20 protein-coding genes are annotated in these 23,858 nt (G+C 72.9%); 8 read left to right on the plus strand and 12 right to left on the minus strand.

What is annotated here, in order from left to right:
* Positions 1–8: 8 nt before the first annotated feature.
* Together QOZ89_RS40900 and QOZ89_RS40905 are read right to left on the minus strand one after the other, a co-directional pair.
* Positions 9–2,225, minus strand: coding sequence for a sensor histidine kinase (locus QOZ89_RS40900; RefSeq protein ID WP_071050266.1), 2,217 nt, complete (start codon positions 2,223–2,225; stop codon positions 9–11).
* A gap of 7 nt (positions 2,226–2,232) precedes the next feature.
* Positions 2,233–2,889, minus strand: a complete 657-nt coding sequence (locus QOZ89_RS40905) for a response regulator (RefSeq protein WP_071050265.1) — start codon at positions 2,887–2,889, stop codon at positions 2,233–2,235.
* On the opposite strand from QOZ89_RS40905, the gene QOZ89_RS40910 reads away from it, so the two are divergent.
* Complete coding sequence (locus tag QOZ89_RS40910) at positions 2,888–3,454, plus strand: hypothetical protein (protein WP_131804082.1); 567 nt, start codon at positions 2,888–2,890, stop codon at positions 3,452–3,454. The genes QOZ89_RS40905 and QOZ89_RS40910 overlap by 2 nt on opposite strands.
* A 10-nt stretch (positions 3,455–3,464) precedes the next feature.
* Positions 3,465–3,917, plus strand: coding sequence for a hypothetical protein (locus QOZ89_RS40915; protein ID WP_131804081.1), 453 nt, complete (start codon positions 3,465–3,467; stop codon positions 3,915–3,917).
* Between the two features lie 330 nt (positions 3,918–4,247).
* Here the strand turns inward: QOZ89_RS40915 and QOZ89_RS40920 are convergent, their stop codons facing one another.
* The 8 genes from QOZ89_RS40920 to QOZ89_RS40955 form a co-directional block, all read right to left on the minus strand.
* The gene (locus QOZ89_RS40920; protein WP_071050262.1) at positions 4,248–5,531 is read right to left on the minus strand and encodes an FAD-dependent oxidoreductase; all 1,284 of its coding nucleotides are present in this window, start codon (positions 5,529–5,531) and stop codon (positions 4,248–4,250) included.
* A gap of 315 nt (positions 5,532–5,846) precedes the next feature.
* On the minus strand, positions 5,847–6,500 hold the full coding sequence (locus QOZ89_RS40925) for a PadR family transcriptional regulator (RefSeq protein ID WP_071050261.1): 654 nt from the start codon (positions 6,498–6,500) through the stop codon (positions 5,847–5,849).
* Between the two features lie 229 nt (positions 6,501–6,729).
* Positions 6,730–7,722, minus strand: a complete 993-nt coding sequence (locus QOZ89_RS40930; RefSeq protein ID WP_312629523.1) for an ATP-binding cassette domain-containing protein — start codon at positions 7,720–7,722, stop codon at positions 6,730–6,732.
* Positions 7,719–8,627 (minus strand): ABC transporter permease, encoded by a 909-nt coding sequence (locus tag QOZ89_RS40935; protein ID WP_083419014.1) that lies wholly within the window; start codon positions 8,625–8,627, stop codon positions 7,719–7,721. Before QOZ89_RS40935 ends, QOZ89_RS40930 begins: the two co-directional genes overlap by 4 nt.
* Positions 8,628–8,874: 247 nt before the next feature.
* On the minus strand, positions 8,875–10,032 hold the full coding sequence (locus QOZ89_RS40940) for an ABC transporter substrate-binding protein (protein ID WP_116271616.1): 1,158 nt from the start codon (positions 10,030–10,032) through the stop codon (positions 8,875–8,877).
* 117 nt (positions 10,033–10,149) lie between these two features.
* Entirely contained in the window at positions 10,150–11,343 is a 1,194-nt protein-coding gene (locus QOZ89_RS40945; protein WP_116271615.1) for an agmatinase family protein, read from the minus strand.
* 301 nt (positions 11,344–11,644) lie between these two features.
* Complete coding sequence (locus QOZ89_RS40950) at positions 11,645–14,059, minus strand: sensor histidine kinase (RefSeq protein ID WP_312629529.1); 2,415 nt, start codon at positions 14,057–14,059, stop codon at positions 11,645–11,647.
* Positions 14,052–14,183, minus strand: a complete 132-nt coding sequence (locus QOZ89_RS40955; protein WP_274536563.1) for a hypothetical protein — start codon at positions 14,181–14,183, stop codon at positions 14,052–14,054. Before QOZ89_RS40955 ends, QOZ89_RS40950 begins: the two co-directional genes overlap by 8 nt.
* 668 nt (positions 14,184–14,851) lie before the next feature.
* Here QOZ89_RS40955 and QOZ89_RS40960 point away from each other — a divergent pair.
* Together QOZ89_RS40960 and QOZ89_RS40965 are read left to right on the plus strand one after the other, a co-directional pair.
* Positions 14,852–15,724: a DUF5995 family protein gene (locus QOZ89_RS40960; RefSeq protein ID WP_071050260.1), complete on the plus strand. Its 873-nt coding sequence runs from the start codon at positions 14,852–14,854 to the stop codon at positions 15,722–15,724.
* Positions 15,725–15,855: 131 nt separating this feature from the next.
* Positions 15,856–16,881 (plus strand): PaaI family thioesterase, encoded by a 1,026-nt coding sequence (locus QOZ89_RS40965; RefSeq protein ID WP_083419012.1) that lies wholly within the window; start codon positions 15,856–15,858, stop codon positions 16,879–16,881.
* 21 nt (positions 16,882–16,902) lie between these two features.
* Here the strand turns inward: QOZ89_RS40965 and QOZ89_RS40970 are convergent, their stop codons facing one another.
* Complete coding sequence (locus QOZ89_RS40970) at positions 16,903–18,024, minus strand: MarR family winged helix-turn-helix transcriptional regulator (RefSeq protein ID WP_071050259.1); 1,122 nt, start codon at positions 18,022–18,024, stop codon at positions 16,903–16,905.
* Positions 18,025–18,261: 237 nt separating this feature from the next.
* Here QOZ89_RS40970 and QOZ89_RS40975 point away from each other — a divergent pair, with 237 nt between their 5' ends.
* From QOZ89_RS40975 to QOZ89_RS40990, 4 genes are all read left to right on the plus strand, one after another.
* Complete coding sequence (locus tag QOZ89_RS40975) at positions 18,262–19,221, plus strand: ATP-binding cassette domain-containing protein (RefSeq protein WP_071050258.1); 960 nt, start codon at positions 18,262–18,264, stop codon at positions 19,219–19,221.
* A gap of 33 nt (positions 19,222–19,254) precedes the next feature.
* Positions 19,255–20,019 (plus strand): ABC transporter permease, encoded by a 765-nt coding sequence (locus QOZ89_RS40980; protein WP_071050257.1) that lies wholly within the window; start codon positions 19,255–19,257, stop codon positions 20,017–20,019.
* 104 nt (positions 20,020–20,123) lie between these two features.
* Positions 20,124–20,699, plus strand: coding sequence for a redoxin domain-containing protein (locus QOZ89_RS40985; RefSeq protein WP_198543342.1), 576 nt, complete (start codon positions 20,124–20,126; stop codon positions 20,697–20,699).
* Between the two features lie 46 nt (positions 20,700–20,745).
* Complete coding sequence (locus QOZ89_RS40990) at positions 20,746–21,624, plus strand: cytochrome c biogenesis CcdA family protein (RefSeq protein WP_071050256.1); 879 nt, start codon at positions 20,746–20,748, stop codon at positions 21,622–21,624.
* A 366-nt stretch (positions 21,625–21,990) separates the two neighbouring features.
* Here QOZ89_RS40990 and QOZ89_RS40995 read toward each other — a convergent pair whose 3' ends face one another.
* Positions 21,991–23,712, minus strand: coding sequence for an IS1634 family transposase (locus QOZ89_RS40995; RefSeq protein ID WP_312629536.1), 1,722 nt, complete (start codon positions 23,710–23,712; stop codon positions 21,991–21,993).
* Positions 23,713–23,858: the final 146 nt, after the last annotated feature.

A 23,858-nucleotide genomic window follows, 5' to 3' on the forward strand; every position in this document is an offset into this window, starting at 1 on the left:
GACGACGGTCAGGCGGGGGCGATCGGGAGCTCGGCGTGGATCTCTCCACCCGCGGGGCCGGGGCCCGCGGTCAGGCTGCCGCCGACCTGCTCAGCGCGCTCCCGCATCGACTGGAGCCCGACGCCGGGCCGCCAGTTCGCGGCGGTCACGCGGCCGCCGTCGCGCACGGCCAGCACCAGCCGGTCGGCCCGCGCCTCGACCCTCAGCCAGACATCCGCCGAGCCGGAGTGCCGCGCCGCGTTGGTCACGGCCTCCAGGACGATCCGGTACGCGGCGACCTCGACGGCGGCCGGCAGCGGCGGCAGCTCCCCTGGTGCCTCGACCGCGACGGCCAGCGCGCGGCCGTCCGCGGCGCGCAGCCGGTTGCAGCCCTGCCGGATGGCCGCGACGAGGCCCAGCTCGTCGAGCGCGGGCGGGCGCAGCCCGTAGACGATCCGGCGGATCTCGGTGATCGCCGCGGCGGTGTCGGCCCGCAGGTCCGCGAGCACGGCCTGCGCCCGGTCCGGGTCGACGGGGACGAGGTTGCGCGCGGCGTCGGCGCTGTAGGCGACGCCGGTCATGATCGGGCCGAGTCCGTCGTGCAGGTCACGGCGCAGCCGGCGGCGTTCCTCCTCCAGCGCCTCGACCAGCTGGCCACGCGAGACCCGCAGCTGCTCGGCCAGGGCCGCGGCGCGCAGCGCCTGGGCCAGGGGCGGGGCCACCAGTCGCAGCACGCTGCGGGTCGCGGGCGGCAGCGCGTGGACCTGCGGCGGGAGGCCGACGACCAGCGCGCCGACCCGCTCGTCGCCGACGACGAGCGGCACGGTGGTCGTGGTCATCGCCTCCGGCGGGTGAGCGGCCCCGGACCGGTCCGCCGCCGGAGCCGCGGGCGCCGGCACAGGTGCCGGAACCGGGCTCGGCGGCGCGCCGGCGGTGGCGACCCGCTTGTCCTCGCTCCACAGCTCCACGTAGGGCAACGCCAGCCCGGCGCGCAGCGCCGGCAGCCAGGACGCGGGGTCACCACCCGCGTCGAACCGCTCGCCGAGGCCCGCCAGCGCCTGCACCGGGTCGGCCCGGCCGCCGAACAGCACACTGTCGACGAGGTCCTCGATCGCGCGCATCGCCGGCCGGAACAGCACCGCGATCAGGACGCACAGCACGGTGACGGCGCTGCGCCCCGGCGGGTGGCCGGCGACGAGCTCGAGGGCGGCGTACGTGCCCGCGGTGGTCGCGAACGCGCACTCCAGCGTCACCGTCCACGCCGACGACTTCCTGATCAGCCAGCGGATGTCCAGCAGATCCGGGTCGATGATCCCGATCGCGGCACAGACCGGTGGCGGCAGCGCCGCGAGCGCGAACGTGATCACGTAGAAGGCACGCGGCAGGTCGACCGCGAACGCCTCGCCGATGAACATCGCGTGCAGCACGAGGAGCGTCGTCTCGGTGCAGCTCCAGGCCAGCCACTGCAGCGCCCGACGTTGCTGCCCGGTCGCCGTCATGAACCGTGCCCAGCCGCCGGCCACCAGCAGTACGACGGCGACGGCGCCGAGTGGAATGGTGGTGCGCTCGTCCACCCGCGCCAGGGCGGCGGCCAGGGCGGCGGCGACGATCCCGAACCCGGCGCACCACCGCGTGATCCATCCCGGCAGCCGGCCGTCCGGGTACAGCGCCGCCGCGATCGGGGCGATGACGCCGACGGCGACGAGGTACAGCACCTCGGATACCTGGTCCGCACCGGACAGGCCCCAGCCCGCCAGCGTCTGCGCCGCGGCGCTGGCCAGGATGAGGCCCGCGAGCACGGTCATCGCCAGCCCGCAGCGGTTACGGGGATCCGGGCCGAACGCCAGGACCGCCCACGCTGTAGCCGCGCACGCCGTTCCGAAGATCAGCGCGCCCACCCCGCGCCAGCCCACGCCGCCGGGAGCCCACAGGCCGAGGACGGCCAGCACGACGAGCACGGCCGCCACCCCGACGGGGCCCTTCGGTAACACCCGCCGCGCGCTCGGCCAGACCCACGCCCCGGTCCGGCGCGGTGCGGCACCGGGAACGGTGCCGGTCGGCCCGGTACCCGCCACGACGGCGGGCGGCGGGCCGCCAGGACCCGGGAGCGGGGGCTGGGTGTCGGCGGGCGCGGCGTCCGGCGGAGCGGCATCCGGCGGAGCGGGTCCCGCCGGCGCGGTGTCCGCCGGCGCGGAACGGGCGGCGTCGGCACCGGCGGGCTCGGCGAGCGCCGGTTGGCCGGTCATGCTCGGGTCACCGGCCGAGGCCCGCTTCCCGAGCCCGCACGATCGCCTCCGCGCGGGTCGCGAGCCGCAGCTTGGCGAAGATCGCCGAGACGTGGTTGACCACCGTCTTCGTGGCCACGCCGAGCTCGGCGGCGATCACGCCGTTGCTGCGCCCGGCGGCGATCAGGTCGAGGATCTGGCGCTCCCGGGCGGTGAGCTCGGGGAACGGGTCCGGCGCCGGGCCGCGCGGCTCGGCGGCCTGGTCGAGCAGCCGGCGCGCGATTCCCGGGCCGAGCACGACGTGCCCGGCGGCGACCGAACGGATCGCGTGCAGGATGTCGTCCTGGGCCGCGCCCTTGAGCAGGTAGCCGCGAGCGCCGGCGCGCATCGCGGCGAACACGGTCTCGTCGTCGTCGAACATCGTCAGCATCAGCACCGCGCACTCCGGGAGCGCGGCCGCGAGCCCGCGGGTCGCCTCGACGCCGTCCATGTCCGGCATCCGCACGTCCATGACCACCACGTCGGGCCGGGTCAGCTGGGCCTCGCGGATCGCCTCCGCGCCCGTCGCCGCCTCGCCGGCCACCTCGATGCCGCCCACGGACGACAGCAGGGCGGCGATCCCGCGGCGGACCACGGCATGGTCGTCGGCGAGCAGCACCCGCAGCGGCGCGGCGGCAGAGGTCATGCCTGATGATGACGCCCGCGCGCTCCCGTTGTCCCTGGGAACCTTCCCACCCGCCTGGGAGCGTGCTCCCAGGCCGGCCGGGCGGATTCCGGGACCGGTGGGAGCGGACCGGGCTGACACTCGTGCCCGAGCGGTCGACCATGGACCGGTGCTGCCCGCCGAGACCGCGCCCCAGCCGAGAGGCGCGGCACTGTCGCGGCGCAACAGGACCGGTCTCGGCTTCGCGGCCGTGCTCGGCGCCGCCGAGCTCGCCGGCCCCGCGCTGCCCATCCCGAGTTTCTCCAGAAGCGGCCCGGTAGCGGCGACCCTCGCGTTCGGCATGCTGCTGGGTGCCATCACCGTGGTAAGCGTCGTCGTCCTGCTGACCACCAGGTCGCGGACCGCGCTGCGGGTCGTCGCGGCGAGCAGGCTGCTCTCGCTGCTCAGCGCGATCCCGGCGTTCTTCCGTGACGTCGTCCCCCCGGGGCTGGTCGTGGTCTCCTCGCTGTGGGTCCTGCTGAACCTGCTCGCGGTCGAGCTGATGGTGGAGCCACGCCGGGCGCCCGTCCGGCCCTGGCGCGGCTGACGGGCCGGCGATGACACCCGGTGGACCGTCTCGAGGAGGCCAGCCGCGGGCCGGCTCACGTCCCCCTTCCGAGGGAGCCTCGCCCGCGGGCGCCGGGCTCACCGGGAGGACCAGGGCCGGGCTGGTCCTCGCGGCCGTGCTCGGCGTCGGCGACCTGCTGGTCCTCGGCCTGCCAGGCTCGTCGGCGGACGGGGCCAAACCACCGACGAGCGTGCTGGTCTTCGGCGCGCTGATGGGCGTCGTGACACTCGCCTGCGTGGTCGTCGCGCGGGCATCGCGGTCGCCGGCCACCGCGCGGGTCGCCGCGGCCAGCCGGGCCCTGTCGGCGCTCGGTGCCCTTCCCGGCCTGTTCACGGCCGGTGTCCAGCCAATGCTGGTCGCGCTCGCGGCGGCCTGGGTCCTGCTGAACCTGTCGGCGGTCTGCCTGCTGATGGCGCCGCCGGGCCGGTCGCGTACCTCCTGAGCGACACCGGCCCCGTGCGCGCCGCGGCGGCCTTCCGCGGCGCCGGCATGGTCGGAGAGCGGGCCGGCGGTCGCCCGGAGTGTGGAGCCGGCCGCCGCTGGCGATGTCATTTAGGCGACGCCGCCGGCGCGGAACCGGCGGCAGCGGGCGTCCGTTGGGGCTGGTGCGGGCTCATCCTCGACCCTCTGCCCCCGGGTCGGCCGGGGTCCTCCCTCCCGGAGAGCGCGCTCGGCTCGCCGCCCGCGATTCCCCCCACCGCGACGGCGGGCCGAGCGCCCGGAGGGAGCCGGCGCCAGGGCGAGACACCCGAGACGCCGGCTGGTCAGGTGGTCAGGCCGATGAGGAGGCCACGGACACCAGCGGCGCCGCGCCCGGAGCGCCCGCGGGGGTGACCGGGGCGGACCAGTCGATGTGGTGGCGCATCGGCCAGGAGAACGACTCGGGGTTCATGAGCCTCATGGCGATGGGCATCATCAGGTCGCGCAGCACGCGGGCGACCGGGCCGGCCGCCTTGTCGCTGTTGGTGCGCTGGGCCATCTTGATGATCCGCTCCACGCGGTCACGGCGCATTCCCTCGTAGGTGGCGAACGCCTCCGGGTACGGCAGGTCTCGCAGGCAGCGGGCCAGCTGCACGGCGCTCTCGATCGCCAGCGACGCACCCTGGCCGGAGCTGGGAGATGTGGCGTGCGCGGCGTCGCCGATGAGGACCACCCGGCCGCGGTGCCAGGTCGGGACCGTGGGAATGTCCTCCATCCCGCCGACGGTGATGAACTCGGCCGGATCGGTCCGGTTGATGAGGTCGACGGTGCGCAGCCGGTCGTCGGCGAACGCCTCGCGCAGGACCCGCAGCCACTCGTCGGCGCCGACAGCGCGCGCCTCGGACGCCGTCATCGACGTCGCCCGCGGCAGGTTCGCGAACCAGCCACCGGAGCCGTCCGCCGCCAGGACATAGCCGAAGAAGGCGCGCTTGCCGAAGACGAAGTGCATCTCGCTGCCGGTCGGGTCGATCCGGCCCGGGTCCACGGACCCGGCCGACAGCCGGGCGCCGAAACCGAGCAGGCCGACGTAGCGCGGTGACGGCGCCGCCGGGTCGATCAGCGAGCGGACGGCCGAGCGGATCCCGTCCGCGCCGATGAGAATGTCGGCGCTGGCGCGGCTCCCGTCGGCGAACACCGCCGTCACGCCGCCGGCGGTGTCCGCGTCTGGGTCCGCGTCGCGCTGCTCGATGGCCACCAGTCGCTTGCCGTACTCGACCCGCGCGCCGTGGTGGGCCGCCGCGTCGTGCAGCGCGCGGTACAGCTCCGGGCGCCAGACCAGCAACTGGCTCGGCAGGCCAGCCGGTGAGCCGAGCGACGCGAGCCGGCGGCCCTTGCCGTTGCGCATCACCATGGTGGTGATCGGCGTGCCGACGGGTTCGACGATCCCGCCGAGGCCGGCGGCGGCGAGCGCGTCGAGCCCGTTGGGCGCGATGCCCAACGTCCCGCCAACACCGTCCGCCGTGGTCTGGTACGCCTCGTACACGGTCGCCTCGATGCCGGCCTTCCCGAGGGCGACGGCCGCGACCGGGCCCGCGATCCCACCGCCGATGACGATGGCGCTCCGGATTCTGGACATGACAAGTTCCGCCTTTCAGGGCGCAGACGTTTCCGAAGAGAGGTGTTGCGTGGCCGCGGCGGAGGCCGTCACGGCTGTGGGACGGATGTCCCGGAACGCCCAGAGGGCGTGGACGGGCCAGCTCTCTCGCCCGACGGGCGCTTCGCGGGTAGTCAGTCGGACCGGCGTAGGAGCCGGTTACTCATCGCGATCGAACATCCGCTGCTGAGCGCGTTGTGCCGCTGGGCGGCCGAGCCTGGCGGCGGCCAGGCTCGGCCGCGCCGTCCGCCGCCGCGCCGTCGGCGAGCAGGCGGCAGCAGTACCGCGAACGCGGGACTACCTCTGGCTGGACGCGTCCGCGGACGGCACGGGCGGCTCGGGTGCCTTGCCCGCGGCCAGGGCGTCGTGGAACTGGGCCCAGGCGGGAGCCCAGCCGGTTTCCGGGTCGGTGATGCGAGCGACCAGGCGTTCGACGAAGTCCGCCTCAGTGGCCGCCTGAGCGAGGCGGTACTCCTCCTCGATCAGGAACAGCTCCAGCACGCCGGCGGCCAGCGCGTCGTCGACCATCTTCTGGATCTCGGCCCGCCGTTCGGCGAGACGATCCAGCCGCGCCCGAAGCAGGCTCACCGCGTCGTCCGGGTGCAACGCGCCGATCAGCGACAGCGCGGAGACGAAGCTCGGGTACTCGTGCTCGGGCTCCGCTACGAGCTCGCGCAGCCAGTCCCGCAGCTCGGCGCGGCCGGCGTCGGTGAGGCCGTAGACGGTGCGCTCAGGGCGCTGGCCCGCGCGCGTCGTCTCCACCTCGGTGATGAAGCCGGCCTTCGCGAGCTGCTGGACGACCATGTACAGCGAGCCGTGGTTGAACTTGATGCTGCGCGCGTCGCCGTTGTCCCGCAGCGTGCGGGAGAGCTCGTAGGGGTGCATCGGGGCCTGCGTCAGGTAGGCCAGGACGGCCAGCCCCAGCAGATTGCCGACCTTGCGCCGCGCCACCCGGTTCTCCTCCCGCCACTTCCGCCACCTCCATCCTGCCCTGTCCACCGGCGCGCCCTCGGCTGTTCGACTCCGACTATCCAGTATTGACTAGTCGAGGTCAACTATTTGAGAGAGCTGCCGGATGCGACCAGGCAGACGTGGCTGGAGTCGAGGTGGTTGACGTGCACCCGCCGGGCCGCGTCACCCGGGCGCGCCGAGGCCGCGCCTCGGGACCGTCCGCGCGGGGTCAGCCGGCCGCTTCGGCGAGGCGGCGGGCGTGGGCGCGGTGGTGGAGCCGGACCAGGTCCTCGACCTCGGACCGAAGGGCGAGGAAGGCGGAGTCGCGGCGGGTCGCGAGGTCGCGGCCGTCCGGGAGCCGCACGGGTATGTCCGCGACGACCCTGCCCGGGTCGCTGGCCAGGACGACGACCCGCTGGCCGAGGAAGACGGCCTCCTCGACGTCGTGGGTGACCATGAGGACGGTCGTGCCGGTGTCGGCCCAGACGCGGCGCAGGAAAAGCTGCATGTCCTCCTTGGTCTGCACGTCGAGCGCGCCGAACGGCTCGTCGAGCAGCACGACCCGCGGCTCGCAGGCGAGCGCCCGCGCGATGGCGACCCGCTGGCGCTGGCCGCCGGACAGCTGCCCGGGCAGCCGGTCGGCGTAGGGCTCCAGGCCGACCTCCCGCAGGAGCCAGGCGACACGGCGGCTCCGGTCGGCGCGGGAGAGCGGCAGCAACTCCAGGCCGAACGCGACGTTGGCCGCCGCCGTGCGCCAGGGGAACAGCGCGCCGGTCTGGCAGACGAGGCCACGCTCCGGGCCGGGGCCCACAACCGGCCCGCCGTCCAGGGTGACCTCGCCGGCGGTCGGGCGCAGCAGGCCGGCGACCAGGCGCAGCAGCGTCGACTTGCCCGAGCCGCTGGCGCCGACGATGCAGACGAACTCGCCGGGCTCGACGACCAAGTCGATGTCGGCGAGCGTCGGGACCGACGCCTCGCCCGGCGCGCCGCCCCTCCCGCGGCGGGGGCGGCCGCGCCTGCCCGCGCGGAAGTCCATGCCGACGCCGCGCAGCCGCAGCGCGCCGCCCGCCGCGCCGGGGCCGGCCGCGGGCTCGGGCGGCCCCGCGGACTTGCGCATCCCGACGGGTTCGGTCGCCCCGGCGGGGCCGAACTGGATGAAGGGCCCGGGCTGGGTCGTGGGTCCCGCGAAGCCGCCGCCCGCTGGCTGGGATGTGTCGCTCACGGCGCCCACCTTCCGACCTGGTCACGCAGGACGCGCAGCAGGATGTCGATCACGAGGCCGATCACGCCGATGACGACGAGCACCGCGAAGATCTTGTCGGTCTGCAGGAAGCGCTGGGCTCGGGTGATCCGGTAGCCGAGGCCCGAGGTGGCCGCGACGAGCTCGGCGACGACGACGAAGTTCCAGGCGGCGGCGGCGTTCACCCGCATCGCGTCGATCATTCCGGGCAGCGCGTACGGCAGGATGACCTTGCGGGCGATCTCGTGCTGGCGCGCCCCGAGCGTCGCCGACACCTCCAGCAGGTCGCGCGGGATCCGGCGGACGACGTCCGCCGTCATCAGCGTGTTGAAGAAGACGACGCCGATCACCAGCAGCGCGATCTTCGATGACTCACCCAGCCCCAGCCAGATGATCAGCAGGGGGATGAAGGCGCTCGCCGGCATGTAACGCAACAGGCCGATGACCGGCTCCAGCAGCGCCTGCGCCCAGCTCATCGACCCCATCGCGAACCCCAGCGGCACCGAGATCGCCACCGCGATGAGGAACCCGAGGCCGACCCTGCGCACGCTCGAGGCCGTGTCGGAGAACAGCTCGCCTGAGCGGGCCATGTCTGCCCCGGCCCTCGCCACCGCCGCGGGCGATGGCAGGAACGTGTCGTCGACGGCGCCCGAGGCGGACAGCACCACCCACACCACCAGCGGCACGGCGACCGACAGCGCCCGCAGCGCCCACCGCGTCGACGGCGACACGTCGTCACCCAGCTTGGGCAGCCGGCTCGGCCGCGCCGGGCGCCGCCGCGGCGGCGGGCCCCAGTCCCGCCCGCCCGCCGCGGGCCGGGCTGGACCTTCGGCGGGGGCTGTGGCGGGCGCCGGCGCCATCGCCGGCGGCGCCTCGGCGCCGCTCACGAGGCTCGCCCCGGACGGCGGTTCACGTAGCTCACGTCGGACCTGACTTTCTCCCTGGTCGGCTGCCGCCATCCGCCCGCGGGGACAGCACTCGGTCGGGCGCCGAGCGTCGTCCCCGCGGGCTTCCGGCGGTCCCTGACGGGCCTTGAGTGCCCTAGAGGGCCAAAGCGTGCGAAAATGATCTTCCTTCGCACACCGGCGGCCGTTGTCCCCAGGATCACTAAAGGGCTTGAGAGGCCTTGCGGGCCTACTTCACGGCCTTGATGAAGGTGTCGTCGAGCACGCCGTCGAGCGACGGGGCCTCGTCGACCAGCTTGGTGCTGACCAGGAAGTCGGAGATCTTCTTGGCCTGGAAGTCGAGGTTCGCGTCCGTCGAGCCCGGGGTGAACGCCGCGATGTTCTGGTCCAAGGTGAAGATCGTGGTGCCCTTGTCGTACGACTCGTAGTCCGCGACGGAGACGCCCGCGCGCTTGGCCATGATCGCGTAGGCCTCGGTCTTGTTCGCCTTGATCCAGTCGATCGTCTGGAACCAGGTGTTGACGAGGCCCTGCACGCCCTGCGGGTTCTCGGACACCAGTTTCTTCGAGACCACGAGATGGTCGGGAATGGCGCCGGGGAAGTCCGCCGAGGTCGCGATCGCCTTGCTGCCGGCGAGGCCGAGCGCGGTCGTGGTGAACGGCGCGAACACGCCGACCGCGTCGACCTGGCCGGCGACGAACGCCGCGGCGGCGGCATCGGTCAGCAGCGGGCTGAAGGTGATGTCCTTCTCCGTGAGGCCCGCCTTCGCCAGCGCGAGCAGCAGCAGATAGTGGTCGACGGTGCCCTGCTCGGCCGCGACCGTCTTGCCCTTCAGGTCGGCGACGCTGTTGATCCCGGGCTTGGCGATGATCTGGTCGTTTCCGGTGGAGTTGTCGTTCGTGAGGACAATGGTCTCCTCGGCGCCGCCGGCGACCGAGGCGAGCGTGTCGTTGAGTGTCTGGCTGTTCGCGTCGACGTTGCCGGTCGCGAGCGCGTTCAGGCTGTCGGTGTAGCTGTCGAAGTACTTCAGGTCGACCTTGACGCCGTTCTTCTCGAAGAAGCCTTTCTCCTGGGCGACCTGCCAGGGGAACCAGCCGGGCCAGGCGCTGAACGCGAGGGTGATCGGCTTGGCCGAGGAACCGCCGGACGGGGTGTCGGAGCTTTCGTCGGAGCCGCCGCAGGCCGCGGCGACCAGCGCCACCGAAAGAGCCGCCGCGCCGACGCCGAGCGCCCGTCGGCGGCGGGCCCGGCCAGCGGAGAAGGCGGAGATCCCGGAAACGGGCGGAACAGCGGAGCTGGCAGAGTCGGCGGAGGCGGCCAGGCGGCCGGAAGCGGAATGGCTGCGCCTACCCTGACCCAGCAGGCCGCGCAGGACGGTGCGAAACACGGACCGGTGTCCTTTCGAAGCAAGCGGACGTGCGGATACGGATCTGTTGTCGGACCGCGCCGCACGGAGCCGCGCGGCGGTGTCGAGGTCGCGTGCGATCGGAGGTCCGGAGCGGGGTCAGGCGGCCGGGCGGCGCTTGGGCAGGTGGCCGGCGCGCACCAGGCAGCCGAGGGTGTCGCAGATGACGCGGGCCGAGATCAGCGCGGTGATCTCGGCGTTGTCGTAGGGCGGCGAGCACTCGACGACCTCGATGCCGGCGAGCGGCTTCGCGTCCGCGATGAGCTGGATGAACTTCAGGACCTCGCGGGGCAGGAAGCCACCGGGCTCGGGCCAGCCGGTGCCGGGCACGAACGCGGCGTCGAGGCAGTCGACGTCGAACGACAGCCAGACCGCGTCGGTGCCGTCCCACGCCACCTCGAGCGCCCGTTCGGCCGCGGCCTCGATGCCCATCTCCACGCAGTCGGTGACCGTCATGATCGTGGTGCCGCGTTCCCGGCCGACCTTCACGCCGGGCCGGGGCGCCTGCCAGCCGCCGATGCCGATCTGCACCAGGTTCTTCGCCGGCACGTTCGGCAGGTCGGTGGCGTGGAACCAGGGGGTGGTGTGCATCCGCTCGTCGAGGTCGGTCTCCTGGGTGTCGACGTGGCGGTCGAAGTGGATGATGCCTAGCTTGCCGCCGTCCAGGTTCTCGGCGACGCCCTTGGTCGTCGGGTAGCCGATGGAGTGGTCGCCGCCGAGGACGACCGGGAAGGCGCCGGAGGCGTAGACGTGCGAGACGGCCTTCGTGATCTGGTCGAAGGTCTTCTCGATGTTGGCCGGAATGGTGAACACGTCGCCGACGTCGGCGATCGTGATGGACTCGCGCAGGTCGACGCCGAGCTCGAAGCTGTACGGGCCGTAGAGCGCGGAGATCTTCCGGATGCCCTGCGGGCCGAACCGGGTGCCCGGTCGGTAGGTCGTGCCGCCGTCGAACGGCGCGCCGAGCACGACGACGTCGTACTCGCCACACCTGCGCACGTCCTCGACGTACGGCGCCTTCAGGAACGTGTTGATGCCCGCGAAGTGCGGCAGCTCTCCCCGGGAGAACGTCGGGATGCGCCGGTCGACGATCGAGTCGGCGCCAGGCAGGCCGAACTCCAGCCCGCGCGCGATCTCCTCGTCCCATTTCGTCGTCGGCAGCGCCTCCTCGGCGGCGACGGCGTAACGGGCCTCGGGGCCGTAGTTCTCGTGCAACGCGTCGGTGGAAAAGCCCTCCGGGAGGTGGCGGTGCGGATGGCCGTGCCCATGGGAGTGGGACTGTGGATGACCCACGGAGCTCCTTATGGCGGAGCCCGGCTGGAGGCAGCCAGGCCTGGCTGGCCTCCCGGGCTTTTGTCCCGCCGTGGAACGGAGCGACCGCGTCGGCGTACCTTCGTCCGCCCGGACGCCGACCGGTCGCCCCGCCTCGCCTCTCGGTCCAGGCCCGCTCCCGCGACGGAACCCTAGGCGCGCCTCACCTGTGGTGGTGAGTCGAGATCAGCAAAGCCCTCCGGTGTCACCGAATCCGAACACCACTGTTGCGACTACGTGAACATCCCGGCCGCGCGCGGCCTCACGGCGGCCGCGCTGCCCCCTAGGCGTAGGGCGGGCGCAGGTCGAAGATGGTGCGGCGGACCTCGTCGATGGTCTGGTCGAGGTCGGAGATCGCGGCGGACAGCCGGCCGACGCCCGGCTCGGCGACAAGGCGGGTCAGCGACTGCAGCCGCAGGCCCACCGAGAACAACCGCTGGATGACGAGGTCGTGCAGCTCGCAGGCGATCCGGTCACGGTCCTCGAAGACCGCGAGGCGAGCACGGTCCTCCTGCATCTGCGCGAGCTCGACGGCGGCGGCGATGATGTTGGCCACCGACTGGACGAAGTGCGCCTCGTCCTTGGTGAACCACCGGCGGGTGCCACTGTGCGCGGCCAGCACGCCGAATGCCCGGCTGCCGACACCAATCGGCGCGCCGACGCTGGCCACCGCGCCGTCGCCCTGCAGCCAGCGCTCCGTCGCGATGTCGGAGTGGCCGGACAGGTCGTCGATGACGAGCGGCTGGCGGGACGAGAGCACCGTCCAGACGAACGAGCCGGGCGCGGCGGAGACCAGCCCGGCGTTCCAGGAGCCGCCGTGGCGGCCGTAGCAGGCGCGCACATGCGCCTGGACATCACCCGTCGGCCGCGCGCCGCCGCCTCCGACGTCGGCGATCCTGGCGACGCCCACGGCACCGCCGGGGCCGCCAGGGCCATCGGAGGCGGCCGCGGCGTCGTCGTGGGCTTCGCCGAACCCGGCGCGGCTGGCCCGGCCACCGGCCGGGGTGGCGAACTCGATGCACTCGACGAGGTCGCAGCGCTCGACGGCGAGCGTGGAGGCGACCAGCTCGACAGCCTCGATCAGCAGGGCGGGCACGTCGAGCGTGGTCAGCGCACGCTGGCCGAGGTAGGCCAGCGCCGCCTGCTGGCGCTCGGCGCGGCGCAGGTCGGTGATGTCGGAGAACACGACGGCGACCTGGGTATCACCGTCGTCGTGCATCGGGATCACGGTGGCGCGCAGCGAGCGCACCGGGCCCAGGGAGGCCCCCTGGAGCTCCCCCGCGGCGGGCCGCCCGGCGGCGGCGTCCTGGGTGGCGGCCGCGCGGGCCGGCAGCACGTCGAGGTCGCCGATCTGGGCCTGCCGGGTGCGGCGGGCCGTGGCGACAAGGCCCCACTCGCCGCCGAGCGCCGGGCCGCCGAGCGCCGCCGGACGCAGTTGCAGGGACAGCACGTCGACCGTGTCGCCGGACCGGGTCTGGGTGCCGACCAGCCGGTCGACCACGCGGGACGCGCGGCGCACCGTCAGGCCGGGGTCGTAGATCACAACGCCGACCGGTAGATCGTCGATCTTGCCACCGGTAGGCACGAGCTCCAGCAGCGCGCTCTGCTCGCCGGCCATCTCCGCGCCGAAGCGGGCGTCGGTGACGTCGATGATCGTGCCCATGTTGCCGACGACCTCGCCGGCGTCATCGCGCAGCACCCTCGCGCGGATCTGCACCCGGCGGTAGGTCCCGTCGGCGATGCGGTAGCGGGTCTCGTGATGGCAGTGGTCCGCTCCACCGACGACCACCGCCATGAACAGGGCGATGGTGTGCTCGATCTCCTCGGGGTGGACATAGGAGATGAACCGGTTTCCGAGGCTCTCGGCGATGCTGAACCCGGTCAGCCGGGTCCAGGCCGGGTTCAGGTAGGTCCAGCACCCTTCGGCGTCAGTACGGAACACGACCTCGGCGAGGGTGTCGAGCAGGTTCAGGGCGTCGAGCCCGGCCGCCATCGACGTGCGGGCGGCCGGCATGGTCGGGCCGTCCAGGACCGGGTGCCTCGCCGTCGGCGCGGGCGGCCCGGCCGCGGCCGACGGCCTCGGTGGGGGGACCGGCGTCACCGACGCGCCCGGGGCGGCGGGCTCCCGCCCGCGGGCGGGAGCCGGCGGGTATGGCCCGGCCTCTGGCCGTATCTGGGCGGGCGCGGGGGTTGGCTGGCCCGGCCGCGCCGTTCCGGTGCCGGCCAGGCCCGAGGTCGCCTCGGGCGGCGCCGGGGGGCGGATCGGCGAGAGGTGCCTGAGCGGCGCGGGCGTCGTCGAGCCGAACCCGCCGGGCACGACACCCATGCGGCCAGCGCCACCGGGCCGGGCGTCATCGCCGCGCCGGTTGTCCAGGCCCAGCTGGTCGCCGACGTGGCCGGGCTGATAGCCGCGGTCGTACTCGCCACCGCCGGGCCGGGCGCCCTCGGCCTGGCCACGGTAGGGGTCCGCGTCGCCGCCGGGCGGGTCCGCGCCAGGCTGGCCGCTGCCCGGGAGGCCGCCGCCCGCGTCCGCCATGGTGGCCTGCCAAGCGCCGAAACCGACGGCGGCGTTCGGTCCAGTAGCGTCGAGGCCGGCGTCCGGAGCGTGGCCCGCGCCCTCGCCGTAGCCGCGGCTGTCCGAGGACGCGCTTTCGGCGCCCGCGTGGTGGTCGGTTCTCGCGCCGTGGTCGTCATTCATGGGCCGGCACCGAGCCGCGCGCACCCTGCCCGGCGGGTGTCTCCACAGCCGCGCCGACCGTGTCGTCCGGCCAGCCCACGGCCTCGTCCGCCCGTTCGGCCTCGGCGCGCGCCACATCCGTCATGCCCACGCCATCCCCAGACTCCCCCTGGCCCCCGGCAAGGTCTCGGTCAGCACCCAGCGGCTCGTCCCCAGCCAGACGCCCACCCGACAGTGCGCGTCTCGATACCGTTCGACACCGTACGCGCTGACCCCGTTCCCGTCACGACGCGGGTGTGGATCCGTGCGGCACCACACCCGTTTCACACCTTAGGGCCGACGCGGCGGGACTTACTCCCGGACTGGCGCGGGCGACGCGCCACCGGAGGCCCCACGGCCGCCGCCGGCTAGCCCAAAAGGGCATGGTACAACCCGGACGATCCTCTCTGTCAGCCGATTTCGCACCCACCTCCCCTCGACAGAACGGTAAGTACCGGACACGCATTCTCTATACAGATTGTTCTTTCTTCCGACACCCACGGACGACCCTTGGACACATTGATGTCACGGACCTGGTGGACATCACCTAGCCAGGTCCGGGGGCAGCCACCCTGCCCCACAACAATGCGTCGAAGAATCGGCGGCGTGATCCGCGAGTGGTCGCGGCCGAGACGCATTCTGGTGAAGGGTTCTCGGCCCTAGGGTGACGCCATGCCGTTCTCGACCAGGCGCGAGCGCCACATTCCAAAACACCGGGCGCCCGCGCGCCGGCCTGGCGCGCGAGCGTCAGCGGCCCTCGCTCTCGGAGTCACCATGGCCGCGACGGCGGCCCTCGGCGGCGGCCCCGCGCGGGCGGACACACCCGTGGAGCTCACCGGTGTCCCCGCGTACCGGCCGTCGCTGTCGGCGTGGTACACCCCGGGCCAGATCGACCACTGCCTGGGCGGAAACCCCGACTGCGTCCCCGTCACGGTCGCGCGGATGGACGCGATACTCAGCCAGCTCGCGGCGAGCTGCGACCACCGGGCGCCGTTCACACTCGCCTACCTGCGCACGACCCAGCAATACCAACAAGCCACCGTCACGCCCGGATTCTTCCAGGACCCGGCGTTCGTCAACGTCGAGGACGTGTTCTTCGCTTCCTATTTCTTCAGCGCTTACGACGACTGGAACGCGGGCAACACGCCCGCCGTGCCGCGGGCCTGGCAGGTGGCATTCTCGGCGGCGCGGAACGGGAGCGTCTCCGGGCTCGGCGACATCCTGCTCGGCATGAACGGCCACATCAACCGGGACCTGCCCTACGTGTTGGCCGGGCTTGGCCTGGTCGCGCCGGACGGGACGAGCCGCCACGAGGACCACGAGCGCGTCAACATCTTCCTCAACCAGGTCGCCGAGTCGATGCTCGACGAGGCCGCCGCGCGGTTCGACCCGACCATCAACGACCTGAAAAGCCCTTACGGCATTACCTACGCGGTGTTCATGCAGATCATCGCCGGCTGGCGGGAGGCCGCCTGGATCAATGCTTGGCGGCTGGTCAGCGCGTCGACTCCGGGGCAGCGCGCCCTGGTCGAGGCGTCCATCGAGCAGACGGCGGCCGTCATCGCCGTCACTCTGCGCACAGCGTTCCTCTACCTGCCGCCACAGACCGCCTTCCGCGACAGCTACTGCGCCAGCCATCACGGCTGAGGTGAGTTGTTGGGCACACGCCCGTCCGGCGGGGCCGGGAGCGGGAGATGATCGCTGGTGGTGACGGATACGCCGTGTACGGCCCGATCTGGAGGTCGCCGGGTGGGCGTGAAGGTGGGAGGAGAGCCGCGGTGAGGGCAGCGGCCCGGGAGTACCCGGAGACCAGGTTGCGGGTCGGGCCGATGGACCGGGGCGACGGCATGCGGGTGCCGATGGCGGTCGGGCCGTGGATGACGGCCCCCGGCGGCGAGCAGACCGTCGCCGCGCTCGGGGTCATCATCGACGACGCCATCGGCATCGAGGTCCACAACCAGCGGCCGGCGGGCACCCACTCGGTCACCACGGAGCTGTCGGTGGACGTCGTGTTCCCGCCGCCGTGGCCGGGCCCGGAGCTCGTGGCCACGTCGCGGCTGGCCGGCGCCGGGCCGGCGGACGGGGTGTCGCGCGGCGAGGTCCGCGACGGCGACGGGCGGGTGGTGGCGATCGCGAGCGGCCGCAGCCGGTTCGTCCCCGCGACCGGGATCCACGCCGGCGTCGCCGAGGTGGAGCGTGAGCCACCGGAGCGGATCGAGCCGGCGGACCACCGCACCATCCTCCAGGTGCTCGACATCGCGGACCTGGGGCGCTCGCTGATCCTGGGCTTCGGCGGCGACGCCGACCCGGGCCTGCGCCGGCCGCCGTCGGTCGGCGGCCCGAGTGCCGAGGCCTTCGTCCCCGCCCCGCGCCCGACCGCCGACGACTGGCCCGCGCAGGTCGCCGCGGCCGTCGCCCACAACGGGAAGGCCGCGGGTGCCGTCCTGGCCGGCGGCCCGGCGCCGTCCGCGACGCCCGCCCCGCCGACGACCGCCCAGCTGATCGTGCCGCCGCTGGAGGCGTTCGGGAACGGGAGCGGGACGATGCACGGCGGCCTGTTGTTCGCCGGCACGGACCTGGCCGCGGCGGGGCTCGCCGGCGCGCTGGGCCCGCGGGCCGCGGCGGACTACACGACCTCGCTGCGGATCAACCTGCTGCGCCCGGCCCTGCTCAGCGAGCCGGTGATCTTCACCGCCAGCGTCGTCAACCGCGGCCGCTCGGTGAGCGTCTACCGGGTCGTCTCCCACGGCTCCGCCGGCCGCCCCTACACCGTCGCCACCGTCACTCGCTCCAGCAGGCCCTGAGCAAGGCCGCCACGGCTCCCGTCAGCTGAGCGGGGCGATCTCGAGGTGCTTGACGCCGCCGGTGACGGCCAGCTCATAGCGGTCCTTCCCGAGGGCACCGGGCTGCGACCAGGTCCCCTGAGGGCCCAGGCGCCTGCCGTCGACGACGACCTGGCTCGCGCCGCCGCGCAGCCGCAGGTCGACGGGCACACCAGCCGGCCGCTCGACGCGCAGCGCCTTGACCCCACCGGTGATCGAGATGCGGGCCGACGGCCGGGGAGAGCCCAGGCGCAGCCGTAGGTTGTTCGCGCCGCCGGTCAGCGAGGCCGAGACGAGGGCGAGCCCGGCGGCGTCGACGACGAGGTGGTCGGCGCCGCCGCCGATGTCGATGGTCCAGGGGACGCGTGGGCTGAGCGTGAGCGTCGACGCCCGCCCGCCGGCCCGCCACAGCGACCGGTTCCGGCCGAACTGGATGCGCACCTCCGTCTCGTCCGGGCGGACCAGGACCTTGCTCGTCGGCCCGCCGCCGGGGAAGGTGCCCTGGTAGAGGCTGTCGCCGGGGAGGTCGTCCCCGCCACCGACGATCACCAGATGGCTGACCCCGCCGGTCAGGCGCAGCCGCGCCCGGGAGGCCACGCCGAGCGGCGCCCCCTGGGTGACAGGCGAGGCCGTGGTGCCCGGGCCGTCGCGCAGGGACTGCGTCTGGTCGCGCAGCATCTCGGTGGTCGCGGCCAGGAAGCGGGCGATGGTGCGCTGGTCGGCGGGGCTGAACGTGGACTGGATCGTCGCGGCGGCGTCGGTCATGGGCCCGAGGAGCACGTCGAGCGCGGCGACCCGTTCGGCGACCGCCGTCACGATGACCCGTCGCCGGTCGCCAGGGTCGGGCGCGCGGGTAAGGAAGCCGCGCCGTTCCAGGCCGTCGAGCACCTTGGTGATCGCGCCGGTCGTGAGCCGGGTGGCCGCCGAGAGCTGCCCGGCCAGGCGCGGGCTGGACCGCAGGATCGTGAGCACGGCGAGCTCGGTCGGCGTGAGGCGGGCGCGCACGCCGGCCGCCGCCTGGAACAGCTGCGCCGCCGACACCAGCTCGCGCAGCAGTGCGTCCAGGTCGCCGTCGCCGTCGACGGCACCGTCGACGGCACGGTCCCGCGCGCGGCCGGCGGTCACCGCCGGCCCCGAAAAAACCTTGACACCTTGGCCGTCACTCTCTCAGTATCGCATTGTCTTACTCGCTCAGACAAGTTCTCACGCAGAGGAAACCGTCACCAGCCCCACGGTTCCGTTGGCACGGTCCGGCCGCCTCGCCCCGCTCGTCACGGCCCCGAACCTGTCGGTGGTGGCGGTCACGATGGCGTCGAGATCCTGGAGGGCGGCTGGGTCCCCACCCCGACGAACGGACGTCACATGATCGCCACCCATGCGCTGCGCCGGGAGTTCCGCCGGTCGAAGCGCGCCGAACCCGTCGTCGCCGTCGACGGGATCGACCTGAAGGTCGACCCTGGCGAGGTCTTCGGGCTGCTCGGTCCGAACGGCGCCGGCAAGTCGACCACGATGCGCATGCTCACGACCCTGCTGCCGCCGACCTCCGGTACCGCGATCGTCGCCGGCCACGACGTGGCGCGTGAACGGGCCGCGGTGCGGCGGCGGATCGGGTTCGTCGCCCAGGGCGGCGGCACCGACTCGGCCGAGACCGCGCGCGCCGAGCTCGTCATGCAGGGACGCGTGTTCGGCCTGTCGAAGGCCGACGCGCTCGCCCGGGCGGACGAGCTGCTGGGCCGGTTCAGCCTGACCGACGCGGCCGAGCGGCGCCTCGGCACCTGGTCGGGCGGCATGCGCCGCCGGCTCGACATCGCCATCGGGCTCGTCAACTCCCCCGAGCTGCTGCTGCTCGACGAGCCGACCACCGGGCTGGACCCGGCGAGCCGCGCCGAGGTGTGGGCCGAGATCCGCGCGGTCCGGGACGCGGGCACGACGATCCTGATCACCACCCACTACCTGGAGGAGGCCGACGAGCTCTGCGACCGGGTGGCGATCATCCACAAGGGCAAGGTCGCGCGGACCGGCCGCCCGGACGAGCTGAAGAGCCAGGTCGCCGGGGACGGCATCGTCGTCACCCTCCCCGCGGGCAGGCCCGAGGCGGTCGCCCCGGTGGTCCGCGAGCAGCCGTGGTGCCGCGGCGTAGACGAGGTCGACGCGAAGACGCTGCGCGTCTACGTCGACGACGGCTCCCGCGCCGTCACCGACCTGCTGCGCCTGCTCGACAGCCTGTCGACCCCGGTCATCACGCTGACGCTGACCCGCCCGAGCCTCGACGACGTCTTCCTCACCGCCACCGGCCACCCGCTGGCCACCGCCGGCATTTAGTCGCCGCCCTCGCCCCCGAAAGGGAAGCCGTCCATGCGCTTCTTCTCCGACGTCCAGCTCACCTATGCCCGCGCATGCCGCGCGGTGCTGCGGGAGCCGAGCTGGATCATCATCGGGCTCGCCCAGCCCCTGTTCTACCTCTACCTGTTCGGCCCGATGCTCGACAACAGCGGGGTCACCCGCGGCTGGCCGGCGGGAACCAGCAGCTGGGACGTGTTCATCCCCGGCCTGCTGGTGCAGCTCGTCCTCTTCAACTGCGCGTTCAACGGGTTCGCGCTGCTGTCCGAGATGCGCCAGGGCGTGCTGGAACGGCTCTCGGTGACGCCGATCAGCCGGCTCGCGCTGCTGCTCGGCCGCGCCGGCCGGGATGCGACGCTCGTCATCATCCAGGGCGGGATCCTCGTCGGCCTCGCCATCCCACTCGGGCTGCACATCCACGCCGGAATGATCATCGCCGCCCTGGTGCTGCTGGCGCTCGGCGTCGGCCTGTCCTGCCTCGGCTACGGCCTCGCGCTCATCCTGCGCAGCGAGGACGCCCTCGCCCCGGTGGTCCAGGGCGTGTCGCTGCCGGTACTGCTGCTGTCCGGGGTGCTCCTGCCGCTCACGCTCGCGCCGGGCTGGCTGGACGACACCGCCGAGGCCAACCCGCTGCGGCACACAGTCGATGCCGTCCGCGCCCTGATGCTCGGCTCCGGCAGCGCCTGGCTCGGCATCGTCGTCACCCTCGCCCTCAGCGTCCTGCTCGTGGTCTTCGGCACCCGCCGCTTCAGCAACACCGAGGACATGCGCATCACCTGACCCCGCGGCGGCTGGCACCGGCGCCCGCCACCGCGCCCGCGCCGAGCGTCGGCTGGGCGACAGTCCGGCCCGGAGGCAGGGCGGGGGCGAGCGACGATGGGCGGGTGGACATCTTGGCGCGTGCGCGGGTCACCCGGCGGCCCCGGCTCACGCGGGTGAGGCTCGCGGGGGCGAGGCTGGTGGCTGTCGGGCTGGTGGTAGCCGGGCTGGTGGGAATCGCGGGGTGCGGTGGCGGCTCACCGGCGGCCGTCGGTACCGGCGGGGGCTCGGTGCCCGCGCAGCTGCGGTTCGACGCCGCGACGGTCGATGGAGGGCGGCTCTCGGGGGCGTCGCTCGCCGGGCGGCCGGCGGTGCTGTGGTTCTGGGCGCCGTGGTGCCCGATCTGCCGGGGCGAGGCGCCGGAGATCGCCAGGGCGCAGAAGAAGTTCGGCGACAAGGTCCAGTTCGTCGGCATCGCCGGGCTCGGGACCGTCGCGGAGATGCGGAAGTTCGTCGCCGACACGGGGCTCGGCACATTCCCACACGCGGTCGACGACCACGGCGCGCTGTGGGCCTCGTTCGGCGTCGACGAGCAGCCCGCGCTGTCGTTCATCACCGCCGACGGACAGGTCAAGACTCTTCAGGGCCTGCTGTCGGAGGCCGAGCTGAACATGTACACGGAGCGGCTGGTGACGAGCTGACCGACGCCAGCCGACGACCGTCCGCCAGGCTGACGGGCACGAGCTGATGGCCGGGACGCCGTACGCGCTCGCGTTGACGGCCGGCATGGTCGCCGCGGTGAACCCCTGCGGCTTCGCGCTGCTGCCCGGCTATGTCTCGCTGGTCGTCGTCGACCACACCCGGCCGGCCCGCCTCGGGGCGCTGCGGCGGGCCGCCGGGATGACGATGGCGATGACCGGCGGGTTCGTCCTGGTGTTCGGCCTGTTCGGACTGGTAGTGACGCCGCTGGCGCTGTCGGTCGGACGGTGGCTGCCGTGGGTGACCATCGTCGTCGGGATCGGGCTGGTCGCGCTCGGCGTCGCCATGGCCGCCGGGCGCGAGACGTGGGTGCGGCTACCGAAGCCGCGTTCGGCGCGGGTCGACGGGACCGTCTGGTCGACCGCGCTGTACGGGGTGTCGTACGCGCTGGCCTCGCTGTCCTGCACCGTAGGGCCGTTTCTCGCCGTGACGACGTCGACCTTCTCGTCGGCGAGCCTGGCCGCGGGCGTGGCCGTTTTCGTCGTGTACGCCGCCGGGATGGGCCTGGTCGTCGGCGTCGTCACCGTCGCCGCCGCGCTCGCCCGCGACAGCGTCACCCGCCGGCTGCGCCGCGCTCAGGCCTACGCCGGCCGGGCCGGCGGCGCGCTGCTCGTCGCCGCCGGCTGCTACGTCATCTACTACGGCGTCTACGAGCTGCGGGTGTTCGGCGGCGCCGACGCCGCCGACCCCGTGGTCCGCGCCGCGACCCGCCTGCAGGGCACGCTCGCCGACTGGGTCCGCGCAGCGGGCGCAACCGCCCTGCTCGCCATCCTGATCGCCCTGCTCGCGCTTGCCGTCGGGCTGGCCGTCGCGGCGCGGCGACCATGGGCCCGCGACCGCCGCTCCGGGCCTCCGCCGGCCACCTGAGCCTGGATGCTCCGATCCGATTGTCAGGCCGTTTCGGCGGATCTGTAACGACAGTCGACCGGCGGTAGTCGTCGGTGGGCGGACTGGTCGCCCGCCGACGGTTCGGCGGTGTCGTGGGTGGCGGCGACGAGGCAGTCGATGTTCGAGTGGAATCGGCGTCCTCGACCCCAATATTGCCTGCCTCGTCGCCGCTTCCCGCAGGCAGATGCCGACGCCGCGGGGAGTCCCAGATCGCGTTCGTGTCGTTCACACCGTCTGACATGACACCACCCGGCCACCTAACGTCTAGACCGAACTTACTTGATCTAGGACGCACTGCGGGCTCGTGACTTGCGGGTTCGCGGCAGCCATTGATCGTCTTACTGACTACCAACGGTCTTGGAGATAGGCGCGCCGATTAGCTGGAAGACCTTTCTCTGGGTTTCGGTGGCGTTCGTGAGTAAGCTGAAGGCTGCCGCCGCCGCTGATGCGGATCTCGTCGCGGGTCAGGGTGGCCAGGTGCGCGAGGAGGCCCTGGAAGCTGTAAAGAGGCGTTCCGTCGGGCTGTTCCTTGCGTGTGGATTTCCGGTTGGCGGCCTCGGAACGGAGAGCGGGCGCGACCGGGTCGGTGCGGCCTGGCGGCTCCTCGTCCGTGAAGGTGAGGGGGGCGAGCCGTTTCCTCAGGTGCCAGGTGATGTAGGCAGCGAGGGAGCAGATCAAGAGATGTGCGCGGACCCGGTTTTCCAGGTAGTGGTAGATCGGTCGCACCTGAAGGTCGGTCGTCTTGATCGTACGGAAGACTCGTTCGACCTGGGAGAGGTTCTTGTACGCGGTGACGATCTCGTCTCCGCGCATTCCGCTCGCGTGTTTCTCCTCGGCGCGGACGACGTAGATGCCGTCGAGCGCCGCCTCGGCGGCGATGCTCTCCTCCCGCCGGGCGATGGTGACATCGGCGTCCGTGATCGTGATCTCGAGGTGCTTCGCCATCTTCCGCCTGTGGACAATCTTCCCGATCTTCATGCCGATGTCCGCGGCGCCGACGATCCGGCCTTCCGTGACGGCGGCGACGACTGGGGCGAGCGCCTTTTCGGTGGCATCGAGCAGTTCGTCACGCTTGCGGGCACGCTCGGCTGCCAGGAAAGGGTTCCGGCAGGCGATCAGCCGCTCTCCGGGAAATTTCGGGTGGCGGATCTCGGCGAGGTTGGTCTCGTCGAACAGGGTCGGCTGCAGCGGGCCGTCCACGGCCGCGAGCTGGGCGATCTGGGGCGCGCGCAGGGCGGTGATCCATCCCAGGTCGTCGGACTCGCGGAGCGCCCTGATACGCGCCGACGTGATCATCCCTCGATCGCCGACCATGATCACACTCTTCAGGTGGAACGTTTTCTGGACGGCGTGCACGGCTTCGATGAACGCGGACGGGTCGCCGGTGTTACCGGGGAAGACGCGTATCGCGACAGGCCGGCCGTCGGCGTCCGTGAGGACTCCGTACTCGATCTGCTCGAGCCCGCGACGGCCGTCACGGGAATAGCCATGGGACGCCAGCGGGCAGCAGTGCCCTTCCATCCAGGACGACGACAGGTCGAAAAGAACCTGGCCGCCGTCGACGAGATGCCGGCCCACGAGTTGCCTTTCGATGTCGTCCTGCCGGTGTAGCAGCCAGTCCATGGCGGCATAGATCTCGTCGGTCGACGCCGTGTCTATCCCCAGGTCCGCGCCGAGCGTGTTGTCGGACCACCAGGATCTGGTGGCGAGCTTCGAACCGGGCTGGATAATCCGGGCGACAATCAGCGCTAGGGCGATATCCCGCTGTCGCCCAGCCGGCCCCAGCAGTGCCGGCAGGCCGAGCTGCCGGGCGACCGTCATGACCGCGGCGACATTGCCGTGCTGAAGAGACCGAGCGATCTCGACATCTTTCTCGACATCGACCAGCGTCCGGCCCGCGAGCGCTTTCCTGAGCACGTCGATGGCCGCCGGCGGAAGGTGCGAGACGTTCGCAATGGTCTCGTTCTTGACCTTTCCGTCTTCCCGGAAGGTACGCCGCACCAGATGCGACACGTACTCCCGCGGCTCGCCGGCCGCGTTCGTCTGCCGACTGACAATCCGGTCCACGTGCATAGCACCCGTTTGCCTCGCCACGAGTCGATGATCCCATCCAGCAAGATCCCGATCAAGCAACCTACTGACTACACTTCGGACAACACAGGCCAAAGTGCCAGGCTGTGCGCGTAGCGATCTTCGAGCACTCGCAAGTTCGG

Origin of the sequence: Pseudofrankia coriaricola, assembly GCF_032027725.1 — a bacterium.
GTDB lineage: Bacteria > Actinomycetota > Actinomycetes > Frankiales > Frankiaceae > Pseudofrankia.

What these genes read in the sequence shown, in the direction of transcription:
- QOZ89_RS40900 (WP_071050266.1), bottom strand. Translation starts at nt 2,225, where the DNA reads ATGACCGGCCAACCGGCGCTCGCCGAGCCCGCCGGTGCCGACGCCGCC.
- QOZ89_RS40910 (WP_131804082.1), top strand. Translation starts at nt 2,888, where the DNA reads ATGCCTGATGATGACGCCCGCGCGCTCCCGTTGTCCCTGGGAACCTTC.
- QOZ89_RS40905 (WP_071050265.1), bottom strand. Translation starts at nt 2,889, where the DNA reads ATGACCTCTGCCGCCGCGCCGCTGCGGGTGCTGCTCGCCGACGACCAT.
- QOZ89_RS40915 (WP_131804081.1), top strand. Translation starts at nt 3,465, where the DNA reads ATGACACCCGGTGGACCGTCTCGAGGAGGCCAGCCGCGGGCCGGCTCA.
- QOZ89_RS40920 (WP_071050262.1), bottom strand. Translation starts at nt 5,531, where the DNA reads ATGTCCAGAATCCGGAGCGCCATCGTCATCGGCGGTGGGATCGCGGGC.
- QOZ89_RS40950 (WP_312629529.1), bottom strand. Translation starts at nt 14,059, where the DNA reads ATGAATGACGACCACGGCGCGAGAACCGACCACCACGCGGGCGCCGAA.
- QOZ89_RS40955 (WP_274536563.1), bottom strand. Translation starts at nt 14,183, where the DNA reads ATGACGGATGTGGCGCGCGCCGAGGCCGAACGGGCGGACGAGGCCGTG.
- QOZ89_RS40960 (WP_071050260.1), top strand. Translation starts at nt 14,852, where the DNA reads ATGGCCGCGACGGCGGCCCTCGGCGGCGGCCCCGCGCGGGCGGACACA.
- QOZ89_RS40975 (WP_071050258.1), top strand. Translation starts at nt 18,262, where the DNA reads ATGATCGCCACCCATGCGCTGCGCCGGGAGTTCCGCCGGTCGAAGCGC.
- QOZ89_RS40980 (WP_071050257.1), top strand. Translation starts at nt 19,255, where the DNA reads ATGCGCTTCTTCTCCGACGTCCAGCTCACCTATGCCCGCGCATGCCGC.
- QOZ89_RS40990 (WP_071050256.1), top strand. Translation starts at nt 20,746, where the DNA reads ATGGCCGGGACGCCGTACGCGCTCGCGTTGACGGCCGGCATGGTCGCC.